The 14,247-nt window shown below is 71.4% G+C and carries 15 protein-coding genes and 1 riboswitch; of the genes, 5 read left to right on the top strand and 10 right to left on the bottom strand.

Going from position 1 to position 14,247, the window contains the following annotated elements; genetic code table 11:
• Positions 1–57: 57 nt before the first annotated feature.
• A complete protein-coding gene (locus tag IW245_RS19620) occupies positions 58–2,118 on the bottom strand; it encodes a phosphocholine-specific phospholipase C (RefSeq protein WP_197004627.1) in 2,061 nt (686 codons plus the stop codon).
• Positions 2,119–2,204: 86 nt separating this feature from the next.
• Here IW245_RS19620 and IW245_RS19615 point away from each other — a divergent pair, with 86 nt between their 5' ends.
• Complete coding sequence (locus tag IW245_RS19615; protein ID WP_197004626.1) at positions 2,205–3,146, top strand: ribose-phosphate diphosphokinase; 942 nt, start codon at positions 2,205–2,207, stop codon at positions 3,144–3,146.
• Between the two features lie 64 nt (positions 3,147–3,210).
• On the opposite strand, the gene IW245_RS19610 is transcribed toward IW245_RS19615, so the two are convergent.
• The 3 genes from IW245_RS19610 to IW245_RS19600 form a co-directional block, all read right to left on the bottom strand.
• The gene (locus IW245_RS19610; RefSeq protein WP_197004625.1) at positions 3,211–3,708 is read right to left on the bottom strand and encodes a hypothetical protein; all 498 of its coding nucleotides are present in this window, start codon (positions 3,706–3,708) and stop codon (positions 3,211–3,213) included.
• A 128-nt stretch (positions 3,709–3,836) separates the two neighbouring features.
• Complete coding sequence (locus tag IW245_RS19605; RefSeq protein WP_197004624.1) at positions 3,837–4,049, bottom strand: hypothetical protein; 213 nt, start codon at positions 4,047–4,049, stop codon at positions 3,837–3,839.
• Positions 4,046–4,336, bottom strand: coding sequence for a hypothetical protein (locus IW245_RS19600; RefSeq protein WP_197004623.1), 291 nt, complete (start codon positions 4,334–4,336; stop codon positions 4,046–4,048). Before IW245_RS19600 ends, IW245_RS19605 begins: the two co-directional genes overlap by 4 nt.
• 216 nt (positions 4,337–4,552) lie before the next feature.
• On the opposite strand from IW245_RS19600, the gene IW245_RS19595 reads away from it, so the two are divergent.
• Entirely contained in the window at positions 4,553–5,425 is an 873-nt protein-coding gene (locus IW245_RS19595; RefSeq protein ID WP_197004622.1) for a helix-turn-helix domain-containing protein, read from the top strand.
• On the top strand, positions 5,388–5,576 hold the full coding sequence (locus tag IW245_RS19590) for a DUF397 domain-containing protein (protein ID WP_197004621.1): 189 nt from the start codon (positions 5,388–5,390) through the stop codon (positions 5,574–5,576). The genes IW245_RS19595 and IW245_RS19590 overlap by 38 nt, the downstream gene beginning before the upstream one ends.
• Before the next feature lie 57 nt (positions 5,577–5,633).
• Here the strand turns inward: IW245_RS19590 and IW245_RS19585 are convergent, their stop codons facing one another.
• Positions 5,634–6,443 carry a mechanosensitive ion channel family protein gene (locus tag IW245_RS19585; protein ID WP_197004620.1) on the bottom strand — a complete coding sequence of 270 codons (810 nt, stop codon included), beginning with the start codon at positions 6,441–6,443 and terminating at the stop codon, positions 5,634–5,636.
• 172 nt (positions 6,444–6,615) lie between these two features.
• Between IW245_RS19585 and IW245_RS19580 the strand changes: the two genes are divergently transcribed.
• Complete coding sequence (locus tag IW245_RS19580; protein ID WP_197004619.1) at positions 6,616–7,812, top strand: sensor histidine kinase; 1,197 nt, start codon at positions 6,616–6,618, stop codon at positions 7,810–7,812.
• Positions 7,809–8,471, top strand: a complete 663-nt coding sequence (locus IW245_RS19575) for a response regulator (RefSeq protein WP_197004618.1) — start codon at positions 7,809–7,811, stop codon at positions 8,469–8,471. The genes IW245_RS19580 and IW245_RS19575 overlap by 4 nt, the downstream gene beginning before the upstream one ends.
• Here the strand turns inward: IW245_RS19575 and IW245_RS19570 are convergent.
• The 5 genes from IW245_RS19570 to IW245_RS19550 form a co-directional block, all read right to left on the bottom strand.
• Positions 8,468–9,364 carry a hypothetical protein gene (locus IW245_RS19570; protein ID WP_197004617.1) on the bottom strand — a complete coding sequence of 299 codons (897 nt, stop codon included), beginning with the start codon at positions 9,362–9,364 and terminating at the stop codon, positions 8,468–8,470. The genes IW245_RS19575 and IW245_RS19570 overlap by 4 nt on opposite strands.
• 101 nt (positions 9,365–9,465) lie before the next feature.
• On the bottom strand, positions 9,466–11,400 hold the full coding sequence (locus IW245_RS19565; protein ID WP_197004616.1) for an Agd3-related carbohydrate deacetylase: 1,935 nt from the start codon (positions 11,398–11,400) through the stop codon (positions 9,466–9,468).
• A 207-nt stretch (positions 11,401–11,607) separates the two neighbouring features.
• Positions 11,608–11,859, bottom strand: a complete 252-nt coding sequence (locus IW245_RS19560) for a CBU_0592 family membrane protein (protein ID WP_197004615.1) — start codon at positions 11,857–11,859, stop codon at positions 11,608–11,610.
• A gap of 12 nt (positions 11,860–11,871) precedes the next feature.
• Positions 11,872–11,940: riboswitch (guanidine-III (ykkC-III) riboswitch) on the bottom strand.
• 1 nt (position 11,941) lies between these two features.
• Positions 11,942–13,156, bottom strand: a complete 1,215-nt coding sequence (locus IW245_RS19555) for a M23 family metallopeptidase (RefSeq protein ID WP_197004614.1) — start codon at positions 13,154–13,156, stop codon at positions 11,942–11,944.
• Between the two features lie 98 nt (positions 13,157–13,254).
• Entirely contained in the window at positions 13,255–14,226 is a 972-nt protein-coding gene (locus IW245_RS19550; RefSeq protein WP_197004613.1) for a helix-turn-helix transcriptional regulator, read from the bottom strand.
• Positions 14,227–14,247: the final 21 nt, after the last annotated feature.

The following is a 14,247-nucleotide window of genomic DNA, read 5'->3' as shown; positions in this document are numbered from 1 at the left end:
TCGCGCGTCGGCAGCCGGAGCCGCCGACGCGCGGCACGATCACGGGGCGGCGACGCCCTACGCGGTCACGCTCTCCTTGCCGTTCTCGATGTGGCCGACGAGCCGCCGCCGGAATCCGGCTTCCTCGACCACGGTCACGGCGACGTCGTACCAGCCGTGGCAGGTCGCGGTGCCCTGCTTCAGCTCGTACACCTTGCCGGGCTTGACCGTGATTCTCCGGTCCCCGTCGATGACGAAGGTCCGGTTTCCGGTCGTCCCGGTGTTCGCCAGCGACAACACGAGGGTCCGGCTCGCGCCGCCCACCGTCGTGCGCACCTCGACCGAGGACTCCCGGGCGCCGGCGAACTCCCGGCGGAACCCGTTCGGCCCGGTCACGACGAACGAATACCCACCAGAACCCGCCCCGGCCGCCGGAGCGCCCCCCAGCGTCCCCGGCACATCCACCGTCGACGCCCCCAACACATCCAGATGCACCGGCCGCGCGAACTCCCCCGCATACGGCCACACCACCAGATGCGCACTGGCGGTCCCGTCATTGCGCACCGCCAGCTTGCCCCCGGCCAGGTAGGCGTCCGCCTGGTACGGCAGCGCCCGCGCCGGCCGCACCCCCGGCTCCTGCACCGGCATCACCTGCGCCGCGGGCGGGGTCGGCCGCCACCGTGGCGTCGCCGCCGGCACGGGACCCGGCGCGCCGACCTCCGGCGGCCGAACCCCCCGGTCGAAGCAGAACGCCGAGGTCAGGTCGCCGGACACCGTCCGACGCCACGTGCTGATATTGGTCTCGCGGACCCCGAGCCACTCTTCGGTGAACCGCACCATCGAGGTGTGGTCGAACACCTGGGAGTTGACGTAGCCGCCGACGGTCCAGGGCGAGATGACCAGCATCGGCACCCGGACGCCGAGGCCGATGGGCTGGCCGTCGACCCATTCGTCGGTGAAGGACGGGGCGGGTACGGGCGGGGGGACGTGGTCGAAGTAGCCGTCGTTCTCGTCGTAGGTGAGGAACAGCACGGTGCCGGCCCACACCTCCGGGTGCGAGCCGAGCGCGTCGAGGATCTGGTAGGTGATGCTGGCGCTGGCGGCCGGGGAGGACGCGCCCGGGTGCTCGGAGTCGGCTGCCGAGGGCACCAGGTAGCTGACCTGCGGCAGGGTGCCGTTGGCGACGTCGGTGGCGAAGGCGGCGGCCAGGCCGCCGGGCTCGACCCGGGCGAGGGCCCGGTCGTAGCGGGACTTCTCGCCGGGCGTCAGCGTGGCGATCCCGGCGGCGAGCCCGGCCAGCAGGGCGTCGCGGTCGGCACCGGAAGCGTCCGCGAGACGGGAGTAGAACGTGTCCAGGCTCTTCAGACCCAGCCCCGCGAGGACCTTCCGGGCGATCTGCTTGAACGGCGCGTGGAACTCCAGGTTGTTGTCCTGGTAGTTGTCGACCTCCTGGTACACCTTCCAGGTCTTGCCGGCCTGCTCGAGCTTCTCGGCGTACGTGCCCCAGGTGTAGCCCGGGTGGCTGTCCTCGGAGTACGCGGAGTTGCCGGTGGCCCGCCTGCCGTTGGCCTCGAACCCGATGGTGCCGCTGACGTGGTAGTTGCGGTTCGGGCTGGTCGAGCTCATCACCGAGCAGTGGTACGCGTCACACAACGTGAACGTGTCGGCCAGCTCGTAGTGGAACGGCAGGTCGGTGCGGTCGTAGTAGGCCATGGTGGCCGGGCCCTTGGCGGCGATCCAGTTGTCGAACCAGCCGTCGGCCCAGGCCTTGTGGCCGCCGTTCCAGTCGTGGTTGAGGTCGCCGATGTAGTGGATGTCCTTGTTGCCGGCCTTCGCGGCCTCGCGGACCGAGAAGGGCAGCACGTGGCCGCCGGTGGTGGGCTGCGCGTAGACCGGCTTGCCGGAGCGCAGGGTGACGGCGTTGGGGTCGTTGTAGCCGCGGACGCCGCGCAGGGTACCGAAATAGTGGTCGAATGACCTGTTCTCCTGCACGAGGTAGACCACGTGCTTGACCGAGCTGAGGTCGCCGGGCGGCGCGGGCGCGGCCAGCGCGGACCGCAGCGACAGGGGGAGCAGGGAGCCGGCGGCGATGCCGGCGCCGGTGCCCAGTACGGCCCGGCGGGTGAGGGAAGGGGTCATGACCTGTGTGTACCGGCCGATCATGGCCGGTGGATGACGGCCGGGTAGCCTCTTGCTCGCCTCGTGAGATCAACAATGGAGTTCCGATGCGAGACATCGCCGTGTTCAGCGGTAGTGCCCACCCGGCCCTGGCCGCCGAGATCTGTTCCCACCTGGAGGCCCCGCTGCTGCCGGTCCGGTCGCAGCGCTTCGCGAACGACTGCCTGGAGGTCCAGCTCCAGGCCAACTGCCGCGAACGTGACGTCTACCTGATCCAGCCCCTGGTCAGGCCGGTCAGCGAGCACCTGGTCGAGCTGCTGCTGATGCTCGACGCCGCCCGGGGCGCGTCGGCGGCGCGCACCACGGTGGTCATGCCGCACTACTCCTACGCCCGTTCGGACAAGAAGGACGCACCGCGCATTTCGATCGGCGGTCGGCTGGTCGCGGACCTGCTGGTCGCGGCCGGCGCGGACCGGGTGCTGACGATGACCCTGCACTCGCCGCAGGTGCACGGCTTCTTCAGCGTGCCGGTCGACCACCTGCACGCGCTGCGGGAGCTGGCGGAACACTTCCGGCAGTACGACCTGTCCAACACGACCGTCGTGTCGCCCGACCTCGGCAACGCGAAGGAGGCCGCGGCGTTCGCCCGGCTGCTCGGCGTGCGGGTCGCGGCCGGCGCGAAGCAGCGGTTCGCCGACGACCGGGTCGCGATCTCCTCCGTGATCGGCGACGTGGCCGGCCGGGACATCATCGTGCTCGACGACGAGATCGCCAAGGGCAGCACCGTCCTGGAACTCCTCGACCGGCTCCGGGAACTCGGCGCGAAGACCGTCCGCGTCGCGTGCACCCACGGCCTGTTCTCCAGCGGCGCGCTCCAGCGGATCGGCTCCCAGTCCGACGTGCTGGAGATCGTCTGCACGAACACCGTGCCGATCCCGCCGGAGGAGCGCAGCGACAAGCTCAAGGTGCTCTCCGTCGCCCCGGCGCTCGCGGAGGCCATGCGCCGCATCCACAACGGCGAGTCGGTGAGCGCGCTCTTCCACCCCTGAACCCATTTTCGGGTACGCGACGAGCCGGCCCCCGGGACCACGGCGGTTTCCGGGGGCCGGCCGGTCACTCGTCCTCGAAGAGCCCGGCCAGCCAGTCCTGGAACGGCTCCGTCTGCTCGACCTCGTTGTCCTCGTACCACAGGATCCGTGCGGTGCGGTCCGGGGCGATCCACAGGATCCGGCAGACGGTGTCGTCGTCGGGCTCCAGCACGATCCCGTACCCGCCGTACCGGTCGGTCAGCTCGCCGGCCAGTTCGAGCAGCCAGTCGAGGGTCTCCGGGTCGTCCTCGAGTTCGTCGGCGACGCTGTCGTGGCACACGTGCCGCCACACGTCGGCCATGGGCGCGACGTTGAGCACCCGGTCGGCCCCGATCACGGGCACGGGACTGCGCCGTGAGCTGAGGTACCACGGGTAGGCGTTGTCGAACGCCGCCCACGCGCGCAGCACCTCCGGCGCGACGGTGCCGTCGGGCAGCCGGGCCGCGGCGGCCTCCGGGTGCGGCGTACGGCCGGCCGAGAAGACCTCGTACTGGGCCCGTATGGCGGCCACAACCCGGTCCACTGTTCCGATTCCATCGTCCACGGGCACCTCCGGACTCGCCGTTCGCAGTCCTCCGGATTCTCGCCGACGCCCGGCCGGCGAGCCGGCGCGGGGGAGCGCAGCCCCCGGCCCGGGGGCTGCGCCCGGGTTCAGCGCGTGATCAGCGCCCAGTCGGCCATCCCGGCGAGGGTGTCGGCCCGCCGGACGGTGTGGTATTCCCCCGGGTAGCTCGGGCACGGTACCGGCTTGACCCGGGCCCGGGCCAGGGCGGTGAAGTTCCGCAGCTGTTCGGCGGTGAACCGGGCCACGGACAGTTCCTCGTTCGCGCAGAACGGCGCGGTGCAGGCGGGCGCGTGGTTCACTGGTCGGCCCAGGAGTTCTCGAACACGAGCTCCGCGAACGCGTCCCGCCCCGGGTCCCGCAGCAGGTCCAGCGGGGTGTACCCGTGCAGCACCATCAGCCGGTCGACCCCGGCCCGGTTCATGATGACCTGGCAGCCGGCGGGCGCGTCCGGCCCCGGCCCGAACCCGACCCGGCCGACCGGGTCGAGGAACAGCACGGCCTCCAGCTCGCCGGGCGCGTAGTGGTCGGTGAAGTCGCTGATCTTCCCGGCCAGCTCTTTGACTTGGTGCGGCTCAGCGTTGAGCATGGGCGTAGCCCTTCTGTGGGGTCGCAGCGGTGGGGGCGCGCCGTCCAAGCAATGTCCCCGCTGCTGCTTTTTTTTGATGGGTACCGGCGACCACGGCCCCGACCAGCCACTCTGTCACCAAGAGTGATCTTGACTCTGCGATCCGTAGTGCGGTGGACTCAGAATGATGAGTTAGCACTCTGGTGTCAAGACCGGACACTCGGTAATCTGTCGGTCATGCCGACCATCAACGCCCGCCGCCTCGCGCAGAAGCTCACCAAGATGCGGGAGCGTCGCGGGTGGACCCAGCGCGAGGTCTGCGCGGCCCTGGAGATGGGCTCGGCCTCGCTGACCCGCTACGAGCGCGCCGAGCACCAGCCCAAGCTCCGTGACCTGCGGCTGATGCTGGCGCACTACGGCGCGACCGAGGAGGAGCGCTGTCTGCTGGAGAGCCTGCGGCTCCGCGCGAAGGTCAAGGGCTGGTGGGCGGCGGAGCCCTTCTCCGGCGACATCTCACCCAACTACGAGATGTACTGCTCGCTCGAACTCGACGCGGAACGGATCGTGAAATACAGCCCCGTCATCGTGCACGGGCCGTTGCAGACCGAGTCGTATGCGATGAGCCTGGAACAAGGCATGTCGCTGGTGAGCGAGGAGGTCGCGGCACGTCGGACCGCCCTCCGTCTGGAGCGGTGGAAGGCGCTGGAGAGCCGAGAGGTCAAGCCTGAGCTGACCGTCTTCGTCGACGAGGCCGCTCTGCGGCGGACGGTCGGCGGCCCCGAGGTGATGGTTGAGCAGTTACACCGGCTGGCGGCGTTGCCTGACTGGATCACGGTGCGGGTCTGTCCGATGGATCGGCCGGTCGTCTCCGGGATGTGCACCTTCACCATGTTCTATCTCGATGCCGGCGACGTGGTCGCCATCGACGAGGGCACGGTGGCGCAGACGTATTACGAGGAGCGGATTCACGTCGACGGGTTTAGGCTCCGGACGAGGCGCGCGGAAGATGTCGCTTACGACGAGGCCGTGTCGCGGGAGTTCATCCTCGACCTTGCGAAGGTGTTTGGCCGCTATGGATCTGGTGTTCCGCAAGTCAAGCAAGTCGACTGACCACGGCGAGTGTGTCGAGGTGGCCGTGGATGACGCCGGCCGCGCGCACCTGCGCGACAGCAAGGACCCGCACGGCCCGGTCCTGGCCGGCTTCGCGCCCGGCGACTGGGCCGCCTTCACCGCTGCGGTGAAGTCCGGGCGGCTCGGCTAGCCGCCGAACGTCGAGCGGCGGAGCCCCACCCGGGGCCCCGCCGCTGAGTCGTACCCGTCAGACGGTGTGCTTGTGCTCCGCGTCGCTCGCGGCCGGACTCGCGTCCTTCATCCGGCTCGGGTCCATGTCGCGGTCGGCGGCCCCGGTCGCGTACGACGACTGGCCGAACCGGCTCGTCATGCCGGCGTCCCCGGTCATCCGGCTGGTGTCCTGCTCGGCGCGGTTCAGCATCCGCTCCCAGCGTTCGCGCATCGGCATGACCAGGCCGCCGCCGAGGCCGACAACGAGGATGCCGCCCACGGTGGCGAGTGCGGCGATCAGGACCGGCTGGGTGACCGCGCTGGCGACCCCGATCTGGTTCAGGGCCGCGATCACGCCGAGGGCGATGATGAACACCTGGGCGAGCTTGGCCAGGAACGGGCCGTAGGACAGCCGGCCGAGCGCGCTCTCGGCGATGTCGCGGACGGCCTTGGCGATGCTCGCGGCGACGACCACGATGACCACGGCGACGAAGGCGCGCGGCAGCCACTGCACGACGCCCTCGATCAGGGTGCTGACCGGGTTCGGGCCGAACACGCCGAACGCGAGCTCCAGGGTGAACAGCAGCAGCGCGTAGTAGGCGAGCTTGGCGGTCAGGGTGCTGGCCTTCTGGGTGCCCAGGAAGCGCTGTAGGCCGGACTTCTCCACGGCCTTGTTGTAGCCGACCCGGTCGAGCAACCGGTCGACCAGGTTGCGGATGCCCTTGGAGATCAGCCAGCCGACGAACAGGATGACGGCGAACAGGATCAGCTTCGGCACGATGGCGATGGTCTTGTCGAGGGCGCTCTGCAGCCCGTCGGTGATGCTCACGGCACGGATATCGGTCATGTGCACAGAGTAAAGGCAAATACCTCTAAAAACGGTATTGACATGATATTAGTACTGTGCCGGTTTACCCCGTCGGGGCTGAGCGGGGTCATGCCCGCGCGGTAGCCGTACAACTTTGGCGGTATCCGAACAGGGTCGTGACAACGGATTTACGTTGCTTTATGGTTGCCGGATGGGGACCGGCGGAGCGCTGCTCAGAAGGGTCGCCCGGATCGATCCCCTGGTGTGGGACACGCTGCTGGCCACGGCCATCGCCGGTCTGACCATCGCGGTCGGGATCCTGTTCCTGCCGGACGGCTTCCGCCGGTTCGACGGCGAGGCGTGGCTGCTCACGCTGCTGGTCAACCTGCCGATGGCCGGGCGGCGCAGGTACCCGATGATGATCCTGGGTTTCAGCTGCCTGTCCTTCGTGGTCTTCCTCGCCGAGGGCTACCTGCCGTCGATCAACTTCTTCGGCCCGCTGCTCGGGCTGTACACGGTGGCGACGCTGTACCCGACCCGCCGGGTGGTGCCCGTCGCCGTGGTCACCTTCGGGGTGCTGCAGTACAGCGGGATGTCCGCCCGGATCCTGCCCTGGTACGTGATCGCCTTCCAGATGGCCCTGGTCACCTCCGTGGCCTGCGTGTTCGGCGGCCGGAACCGGATGATCGGCGAACGCAACGCCCGACTGGCCGTCCTCACCGCCCGGCTCCGCCGCGACCAGGAGGAACGGGCCCGCCGGGCCGTCACCGAGGAGCGGATCCGGATCGCCCGGGAGATGCACGACGTCGTCGCCCACCACATGTCGGTGATCTCCCTGCAGGCCGGCCTCGCCCGGTACGTGTTCCACACCGACCCGAACACCGCCCTCGGCGCGGTGGAGACGATCGAGTCGACCAGCGGCGCCGGGCTCGAGGAGCTCCGCCGGCTGCTCCTCGTGCTCCGGGTCGGCGAGGGCGAGGAGACCGGGGGCGGCGAGCGTCCGCCCGCCGGCCTCGACCGGCTCGACGAGCTGGCCGCCCGGGTCACGGCCTCCGGGGTGCCGGTCACCCTCGCCGTCACGGGCGAGCCCCGCCCCCTGCCGCCCGGCGCGGAGCTGTGCGCGTACCGGGTGACGCAGGAGGCCCTCACCAACGTGCTGAAACACGCCGCCGGAGCCCGGGCCACAGTGGACCTGCACTACGGTCCGCGCACCGTCACCGTGCGGGTCGTCGACGACGGCCGCGCAGCCGGACCACCGGCGGAGTCCACCGGCCAGGGCCTGGTGGGGATGCGCGAACGCGCCCGGATGTACGGTGGCACCCTCAGCGCCGGCCCCCGCGACGGCGGGGGCTTCGCCGTGGAGCTCGTCCTGCCCACCGTGGCACTCGTGGAGGAAGACAGCAGATGACCCGCGTTCTCATCGTCGACGACGAGGTGCTGATCCGCGCCGGTCTGGCGGCCCTGCTCCGCGCGGCCCCGGGCCTGGAGGTGGTGGGCGAGGCCGCCGACGGCGAGGAGGCCGTGCGCCTGGCCGCCGACCTCGAGCCGGACGTGATCCTGATGGACATCCAGATGCCCGGCCTCAACGGGGTGGCCGCCACCGAGCGGGTGCTGGCCAGGTCCCGGTCCGCCGCGCAGCCCCGGGTGCTGATCCTGACGACGTTCGACCTGGACGAGTACGTGTTCGCGGCCCTGCGCGCCGGGGCGTCGGGCTTCCTGCTCAAGGACACCCCGCCGGAGCGGCTGCTCGCGGCGATCGGCATCGTCGGGTCCGGGGACATGCTGTTCGCGCCGAGTGTGACGTGCCGGCTGATCGAGGCGTACACCCGCCGTCCGGACCGGGTGCCGCCCGCGCCGGCCCTCGACGGGCTCACCTCCCGGGAGGTGGAGGTGCTGGGCCTGGTCGGCCGGGGGCTGTCCAACGCGGAGATCGCCGAGCGGCTGGTGGTGAGCGAGGCGACGGTCAAGACGCACCTCAACCGCACGATGACGAAACTCGGCGTGTCGAGCCGCGCCCAGACCGTCGTCCTCGCATACGAGTCGGGCCTGGTCACCCCCCGGGGCTAACTCAGGTCGACCACCTTGTGCATGCCCATGTAGGCGTGCGGCATGCCGTCGGCGTCGTCGGGCACGAGGCACAGCAGGGCGTACGCGCCGACCGGCAGGTTGATGTGGATGTACGCGGTCTGGCCCGGCGACATGGCCTGCAGGCCGTGCTGGCGGTCCAGCCACGGTCGGGGCGGCCGCGGGGTGCCGGCCACCACGGCGTCGTAGTACGTCTGGATGTACGCGTCGGTCGTGCCGGGCACGATCGACCGCCAGACCACCTCGTGCACCTCGTCGGTCGTGTTCACCACCTTGTACGTGCCGGTGGCGTGCTGGGCCACCGGCGCGTTGAAGCCCGGCGTGTGGTCGGCCTCGTTGGTCTCGATCACCCCGTCGTAGGCGGGTCGGCCGCTCTGCCGGGTGCCGCCCCAGGTCTCCAGGGTGTGCAGCCGGGGAGTGGTGATCCCGTCGGTGAAGAAGTCGTTGAGGTCGAAGAAGTAGTACGTGCCGGGGCACAGTTGGACGGTGACGGAGATCGGGGCGTACGCGCTGGTCACGACCCCGCCGATCAGCACGGCGTCCGTCTGCAGGGCCAGCGCGCCGGCGGCGTTGTCGGCCGGGTCGGCGGACTGGACGCCGAGCCGCAGGTCGTTGACCACCTCCTCGGCGGTGTGTCCGGGGTTGACCCGGAAGCCCTGGATCCCGTGGTAGCCGGTCTCCGACGTGCTCACCGTGAACGTGATGTAGCCGGCGTGCAGGCGGCTGGCGGGCAGCGTGAACCCGCCCGCCGTCGTCACGTCGAAGGCCAGCACCGGCACCGGGGCCGGCACGCCGCCGTTGTTCGCCACGGCCGCAGAGCCGGACCCCAGTACCAAACCTGCCACGGCGGCCGCGACCGTCAGAATTCTTCGCACTGGCGAACCTCCTGATTGATCCATAGTGGAGTCATTGACGTTATGACTGTCGATGCCTCAGTGCGGCCTGCCCGTTCGGTCAGTTCTTCGGTGCCACCCGGTCAGTTCGGCAGCACCTGGTACTTGGTCACCCCGGCCGTGAACGAGATCCGGGAGATGTAGTCCGAGCCGTACAGGTCGTACACCCCGGCGCGGATCCCCGTGAACCACAGGGCGCCGGCGACCGTGGACGTGTAGCTCACGGTGCGGGTCGACTTCGTCCAGATCGGGTCCACGCCGGTGCCCAGGGCCGCGAAGTGCGTGTTGCGGTAGGAGGTGTAGCTGGCGAGGTCCGGCCAGGTCTGGGTGCGCAGCGGCACCGAGTAGGTGGCGCTGTAGCGGGCCAGCACCGCGTTCAGCCAGTCGAAGACGAGGCTGGACCCGGGCGCGTACTGGTGCAGGTTGCCCTGGTGCATCGTGTGGCTGTACACCGAGCCGGAGCTCAGGTGCGCCATCGCGATCGTGGCCTGCTGGTTGACGACCTCCGCGTAGGTCAGGTTGTGGTCGAAGTAGGGGAACCTGCCGGTCGGCCCGTAGTAGGAGTTGTAGAACGTGGTCTCCTCCTCGGGCGTGGTCACGTGGTAGGCGATGTCGGTCGGCCAGTCCGGGACCACGAGCAGCGCCGGCACCAGCGGGTGCGGGGTCGAGCAGTTCGAGCAGGCCGGCCGGTGGCTGGCGAAGGACATGTTGCCGTGCAGGAACTTCACCCCGGCGGCCTTGGCGGCCTGGAGCATCTGCAGGTTGGACGCCGCGAGCCCGTAGTCGGTCGGCGGGTCGATGTCGTTGTTCGGGTCCGGGTTGTAGACGCCGAGTCCGGAGTACTCCGGCGTCTTGAGGACCACGGTCGGCGGCGCCAGGCCGGCCGCCGTCCCGACCGTCAGGTTGTTCTTGATCTCGTCGAGATTCTCCTGGTACGGCGTGGTGTTCATCTTCGGGTGGGTCAGCGTGTGGTTGATCCACCGGAACTGGCCGGCCAGGCAGCGCGCGTAGCTGGTCAGCGGGTCCGTGGTGCCGGTCGAGGAGCACTGGGCCGGAGCGGTCGGGTCGATGCCCTCCCCGTTGTAGGCCAGGTTCAGGGTGAAGGCCGACGCCTGCGGATAGGCCGTGCGCAGGGCGCTCTGCTGCGTGGCGGCCCCGGCCAGGTCCTCGCCGGAGATCCGGAACTCGGTCGGCGAGTACGTCCCGTCGGCCAGCAGGTGGTCGTTGGAGATGAAAAGGTCATCGACGTCCACGTGCAGCCAGTGCCGCTGCTCGCCGACGAACACCCCGTGGGTCGCCCAGCGCAGCAGCCCGTAGAGCAGCAGGTCCGCCTGCGGCAGGTACTGATTCGTCGTGAACGTCAACGCCAGGCGCTCCCGGCCGTCCGGCGCGGTGCTCGTCACGGCGATCACGTCGGGGCCCAGCGTGAGGATCGGGGTGGCCGCGCAGCCGGGGGCGACCTCGGAGCGGTACACGTAGGACAGTTGGATCGGCACGGCGGCCGAGCCCCGCAGGTAGTCGAACACCGTGGCGCCGGCCGGGGTGAGCGTCGCCTGTTCGGGGGCCGCGCCGATCCCGCCCTCGGAGCCGGCCCGCAGGCAGTAGTCCTCGGGGTAGGCGCCGTAGCCGGCGTACAGGGCGACCTGGCGGACGTGGAAGGTCACCTCGTAGTTCCACAGCGTCGTCCACTCGGTGCCGTCGAGCGCGCTCGTGTAGCCGCCCGAGCCGTCGGCGACGAACAGGGCCGCGCTGGTGAGCAGCACGGCGTCGTAGCGCCCGGCCCCGTCGGACCGGACGAGGTTGGGCAGCGGGGCCGAGCCGGCGAGCAGCACGTCGTACGGCGTGCCGACCCGGTCCAGGGCGGCCTTCCAGGTGGCCAGGCCGAAGTCCTCGGCGTCGACGGCGACCACGAGGTGGCGCAGCGCGACCCGGTCGCCCGGGTCGACGGCCGACGCCACGGACGGCACTCCCAACAGTGCGGTGAACAGGGCTATGACCAGGAGGGTACGGAGTCTCACGGGGACCTTCTCTCTACGCGAACAGCCCCACCTTGGACCCGGTTCTGTGATCCACAGGGGATTGTGTCCGCCGAGTGACAGAGGTTCCGACCTAAAGTCTGTGGACAGCGTGCCGTTCGGTGTGGAGTTCGGGCGATCCGGCCGGTATGAGCTGCCGTTTCGCTGTTTCCGTCACCTGATGGTCACTCGCGAGGACCCGCCGGACGGTCATTCCCCGGGGACCCGCCGGCCGGTCAGCAGCAACCGGGCGAGGCCGGCCGCCGACACCACGGCCCACACGCCCTCCAGCAGCAGAAAACCCCACTGCCGCTCGAGGACGGCCTCGACGGCCAGCACGGTCGAGCCGACCACGTTCAGCCACAGGTAGCTCGGCGAGCGCGGGTTGAGCACCCCGGCCTGGGCCAGCGCGAAGCCGGCCAGCACCAGCAGGGATCCGAGAATCTGGACGATCTGGCCCACGGAGACTCCTCGTGAGCGTCGTCTTGGCGTTCCGGGTACGGCGCACGTCTCGTCCGGGCGGCCCCGGTCCCGGGGCGCCCCCCTAGTGTGCCAGCCAGGGCGCCGGATCGACCGGTGATCCTCCTCGCCGGACCTCGAAGTGCACGTGTGGGCCGGTCGACGCGCCGGTCGAGCCGGCCAGGCCGATCACCTGGCCGGCGCGGACCTGCTCGCCCGGCCGGACCAGGATCACCGACTGGTGCGCGTAGCACGTCCACACCCTGCGGTCGGGGTGGTCGATGCAGGTGTAGTAGCCGTACCCGTCGGCCCAGCCGGCGCGCAGCACCCGGCCGGCGGCGGCGGCGAGGACCGGGGCGCCGGCCGCCGCCGCCAGGTCGACGCCGGCGTGCGGGGCGACCCGCTGGAAGTACGGGTCCATCCGGGTGCCGAACCCGCTGGTCACCGTGCCCGGCACCGGGGCGAGCAGCCGGTCGGGCCCCGGCGGGACGGCCCGCGCGCCGGCCTCCAGCGCCACCCGGGTCGCCGGGTCCAGCCGGGCGGCCACCTCGCGGGCGCGCCGGTCGGCCCGCTCCACGGCCACCCGGCCGGCCCGGACCGCGGTGGCGTCGGCGGTGAGGGCGCGCTCGAGGGCGCCCCGGTCCGCCGGGAGCCGGACGGTGGCCCGCCGCAACTCCCACCACGGGCCGCGCAGCGGGGACGGCACGGCGGCCGACCGGCGGTACAACTCCCCGGGCAGCCCGGCGTCGGTGCGGACCCGCTCGGTGTCGCGGGCCAGGGCGGCCTCGGCAGCGGTGAGCCTGCTCCGCGCGTCGGCCGCCTCCCGGTACGCCTGCCCGGCCCGCAGCACGGCCTGGCCCCGGGCGAACGCCCCCGGGTCGACCCGGGGCTCGGGGATCGGGCCGGTCGGCGGCGGAGTGTGGGTCTCCTCCGCCCTGGGCCGCACGGGCACGGCGGAGGCGAGGGCTGACGGCGCGCCGGTGGCTCCCGGCACCGTGGGCTGGGCCGATCCGCCCGGCCCGCTGGTCGGACCTGTCCCGCCGGTCGCCCCGGGCCCGTCGGTCGGCTCCGCGCCGGCGGTGGCTGTGGCGGGGGCGGAGGCGGAGGCGGTGGAACCGTGGCTCGGGAGGGCCGTCGCCGGCTCGACCCGGGGACCTGCGGGCGGCGCGGGCGGCGCGGGGCGGGCCGTGGCCGGCTGCCACGGCGCCGGTTCCGGGTCGGCGGTCGCGGCCCCCGGCACCGCGCCGATCAGTCCGAGCAGAGCGAACCCGACCACGACCCTGCGCGCTAACTCAGACATTTACTAAGAGTAGCGAGCAAAGCACCTTTTACCAGACAATGCCTGACTTGTTGGCACTTCCGGCTCGGCGGGTCGTGCCCCGGGCGTGGCGGGGCCGGTCAGCCGGCGTACAGCGCGACCACCTCGCGGGCCGTCTCCGCCAGCGCCGCCCGCAATTCTGGCGGGGACAGCACCTCGACCCCCGCGCCGAGCACCAGGAGCTGGGTGTGCGCGTGCGCCACCGACTCGATCGGCACGGTCGCCCGGATCCAGCCGTCCGGATCCGTGGCCGCGGTGTCCGCCACCGCCCGGGCCACCTCGTCGGTGACCAGGTCCTCCAGCCGGCGGACCGCGACCGGCGACAGCCGCAGCACCGCCTCGCCGGTGAACCGCCGGGCGGCGAACTCGGCGAGGGAACGCGCCCAGTGCCCGGCGAGGTCGAAGTCCGGCTCCCGGTCGAAGCGGTCCTCGCCGACGTGCAGCTCCAGAACCTGCGACACCCGGTAGGTGCGGGCCAGCCCGTCCGAGGCGGCCACCAGGTACCAGCGTCCGCCCTTCAGGACCAGGCCGTACGGCTCCAGGGTGCGGGTCACCTCCTGGGGCGCCCGCCAGCGCCGGTAGCGCACGTCGACCCGACGCTGTTCCCAGACGGCGCGCGCGAGGGCCGCCAGGTGCGGGACGTCGTCGGCCCCGGCGTACCAGTTGGGCGCGTCGAGGTGAAACCGTGCGCGGATCCGGCCGGCCCGGTCCCGCAACTCCTCGGGCAGGGAGGCCATCAGCTTGAGCTGGGTGGCGGCCACCACCGCGCCCAGCCCCAGCTCGGCGGCCGGGCCGGGCATGCCGGCGAGGAACAGCGAGTCGGCCTCGTCGGCGGTCAGGCCGGTGAGCCGGGTCCGGTACCCGTCGAGGAGCTGGTAGCCGCCCGCGTGGCCGGCGTCGCCGTAGAGCGGGATGCCGGCGGAGTGCAGGGCGTCGACGTCGCGGTAGATGGTCCGGACGGAGACCTCGAGCTCGTCGGCCAGGGCTTGGGCGGTCATCCGCCCCCGGGTCTGCAGCAGCAGGATCAGGGACAACAGTCGACTGGCGCGCACTGACACATCATGTCAGGGAAT

The organism is Longispora fulva (genome assembly GCF_015751905.1).
Lineage (GTDB): Bacteria > Actinomycetota > Actinomycetes > Mycobacteriales > Micromonosporaceae > Longispora > Longispora fulva.
The sequence above is the reverse complement of the archived record's forward strand: the minus strand, read 5'-3'. Positions and strand labels throughout refer to the sequence as shown.

Bases quoted from the DNA above. Each gene is read 5' to 3' on its own strand.
- IW245_RS19585 (WP_197004620.1), bottom strand. From the start codon at position 6,443: ATGACCGATATCCGTGCCGTGAGCATCACCGACGGGCTGCAGAGCGCC.
- IW245_RS19600 (WP_197004623.1), bottom strand. From the start codon at position 4,336: ATGCTCAACGCTGAGCCGCACCAAGTCAAAGAGCTGGCCGGGAAGATC.
- IW245_RS19590 (WP_197004621.1), top strand. From the start codon at position 5,388: ATGGATCTGGTGTTCCGCAAGTCAAGCAAGTCGACTGACCACGGCGAG.
- IW245_RS19620 (WP_197004627.1), bottom strand. From the start codon at position 2,118: ATGACCCCTTCCCTCACCCGCCGGGCCGTACTGGGCACCGGCGCCGGC.
- IW245_RS19555 (WP_197004614.1), bottom strand. From the start codon at position 13,156: ATGTCTGAGTTAGCGCGCAGGGTCGTGGTCGGGTTCGCTCTGCTCGGA.
- IW245_RS19615 (WP_197004626.1), top strand. From the start codon at position 2,205: ATGCGAGACATCGCCGTGTTCAGCGGTAGTGCCCACCCGGCCCTGGCC.
- IW245_RS19575 (WP_197004618.1), top strand. From the start codon at position 7,809: ATGACCCGCGTTCTCATCGTCGACGACGAGGTGCTGATCCGCGCCGGT.
- IW245_RS19580 (WP_197004619.1), top strand. From the start codon at position 6,616: ATGGGGACCGGCGGAGCGCTGCTCAGAAGGGTCGCCCGGATCGATCCC.
- IW245_RS19595 (WP_197004622.1), top strand. From the start codon at position 4,553: ATGCCGACCATCAACGCCCGCCGCCTCGCGCAGAAGCTCACCAAGATG.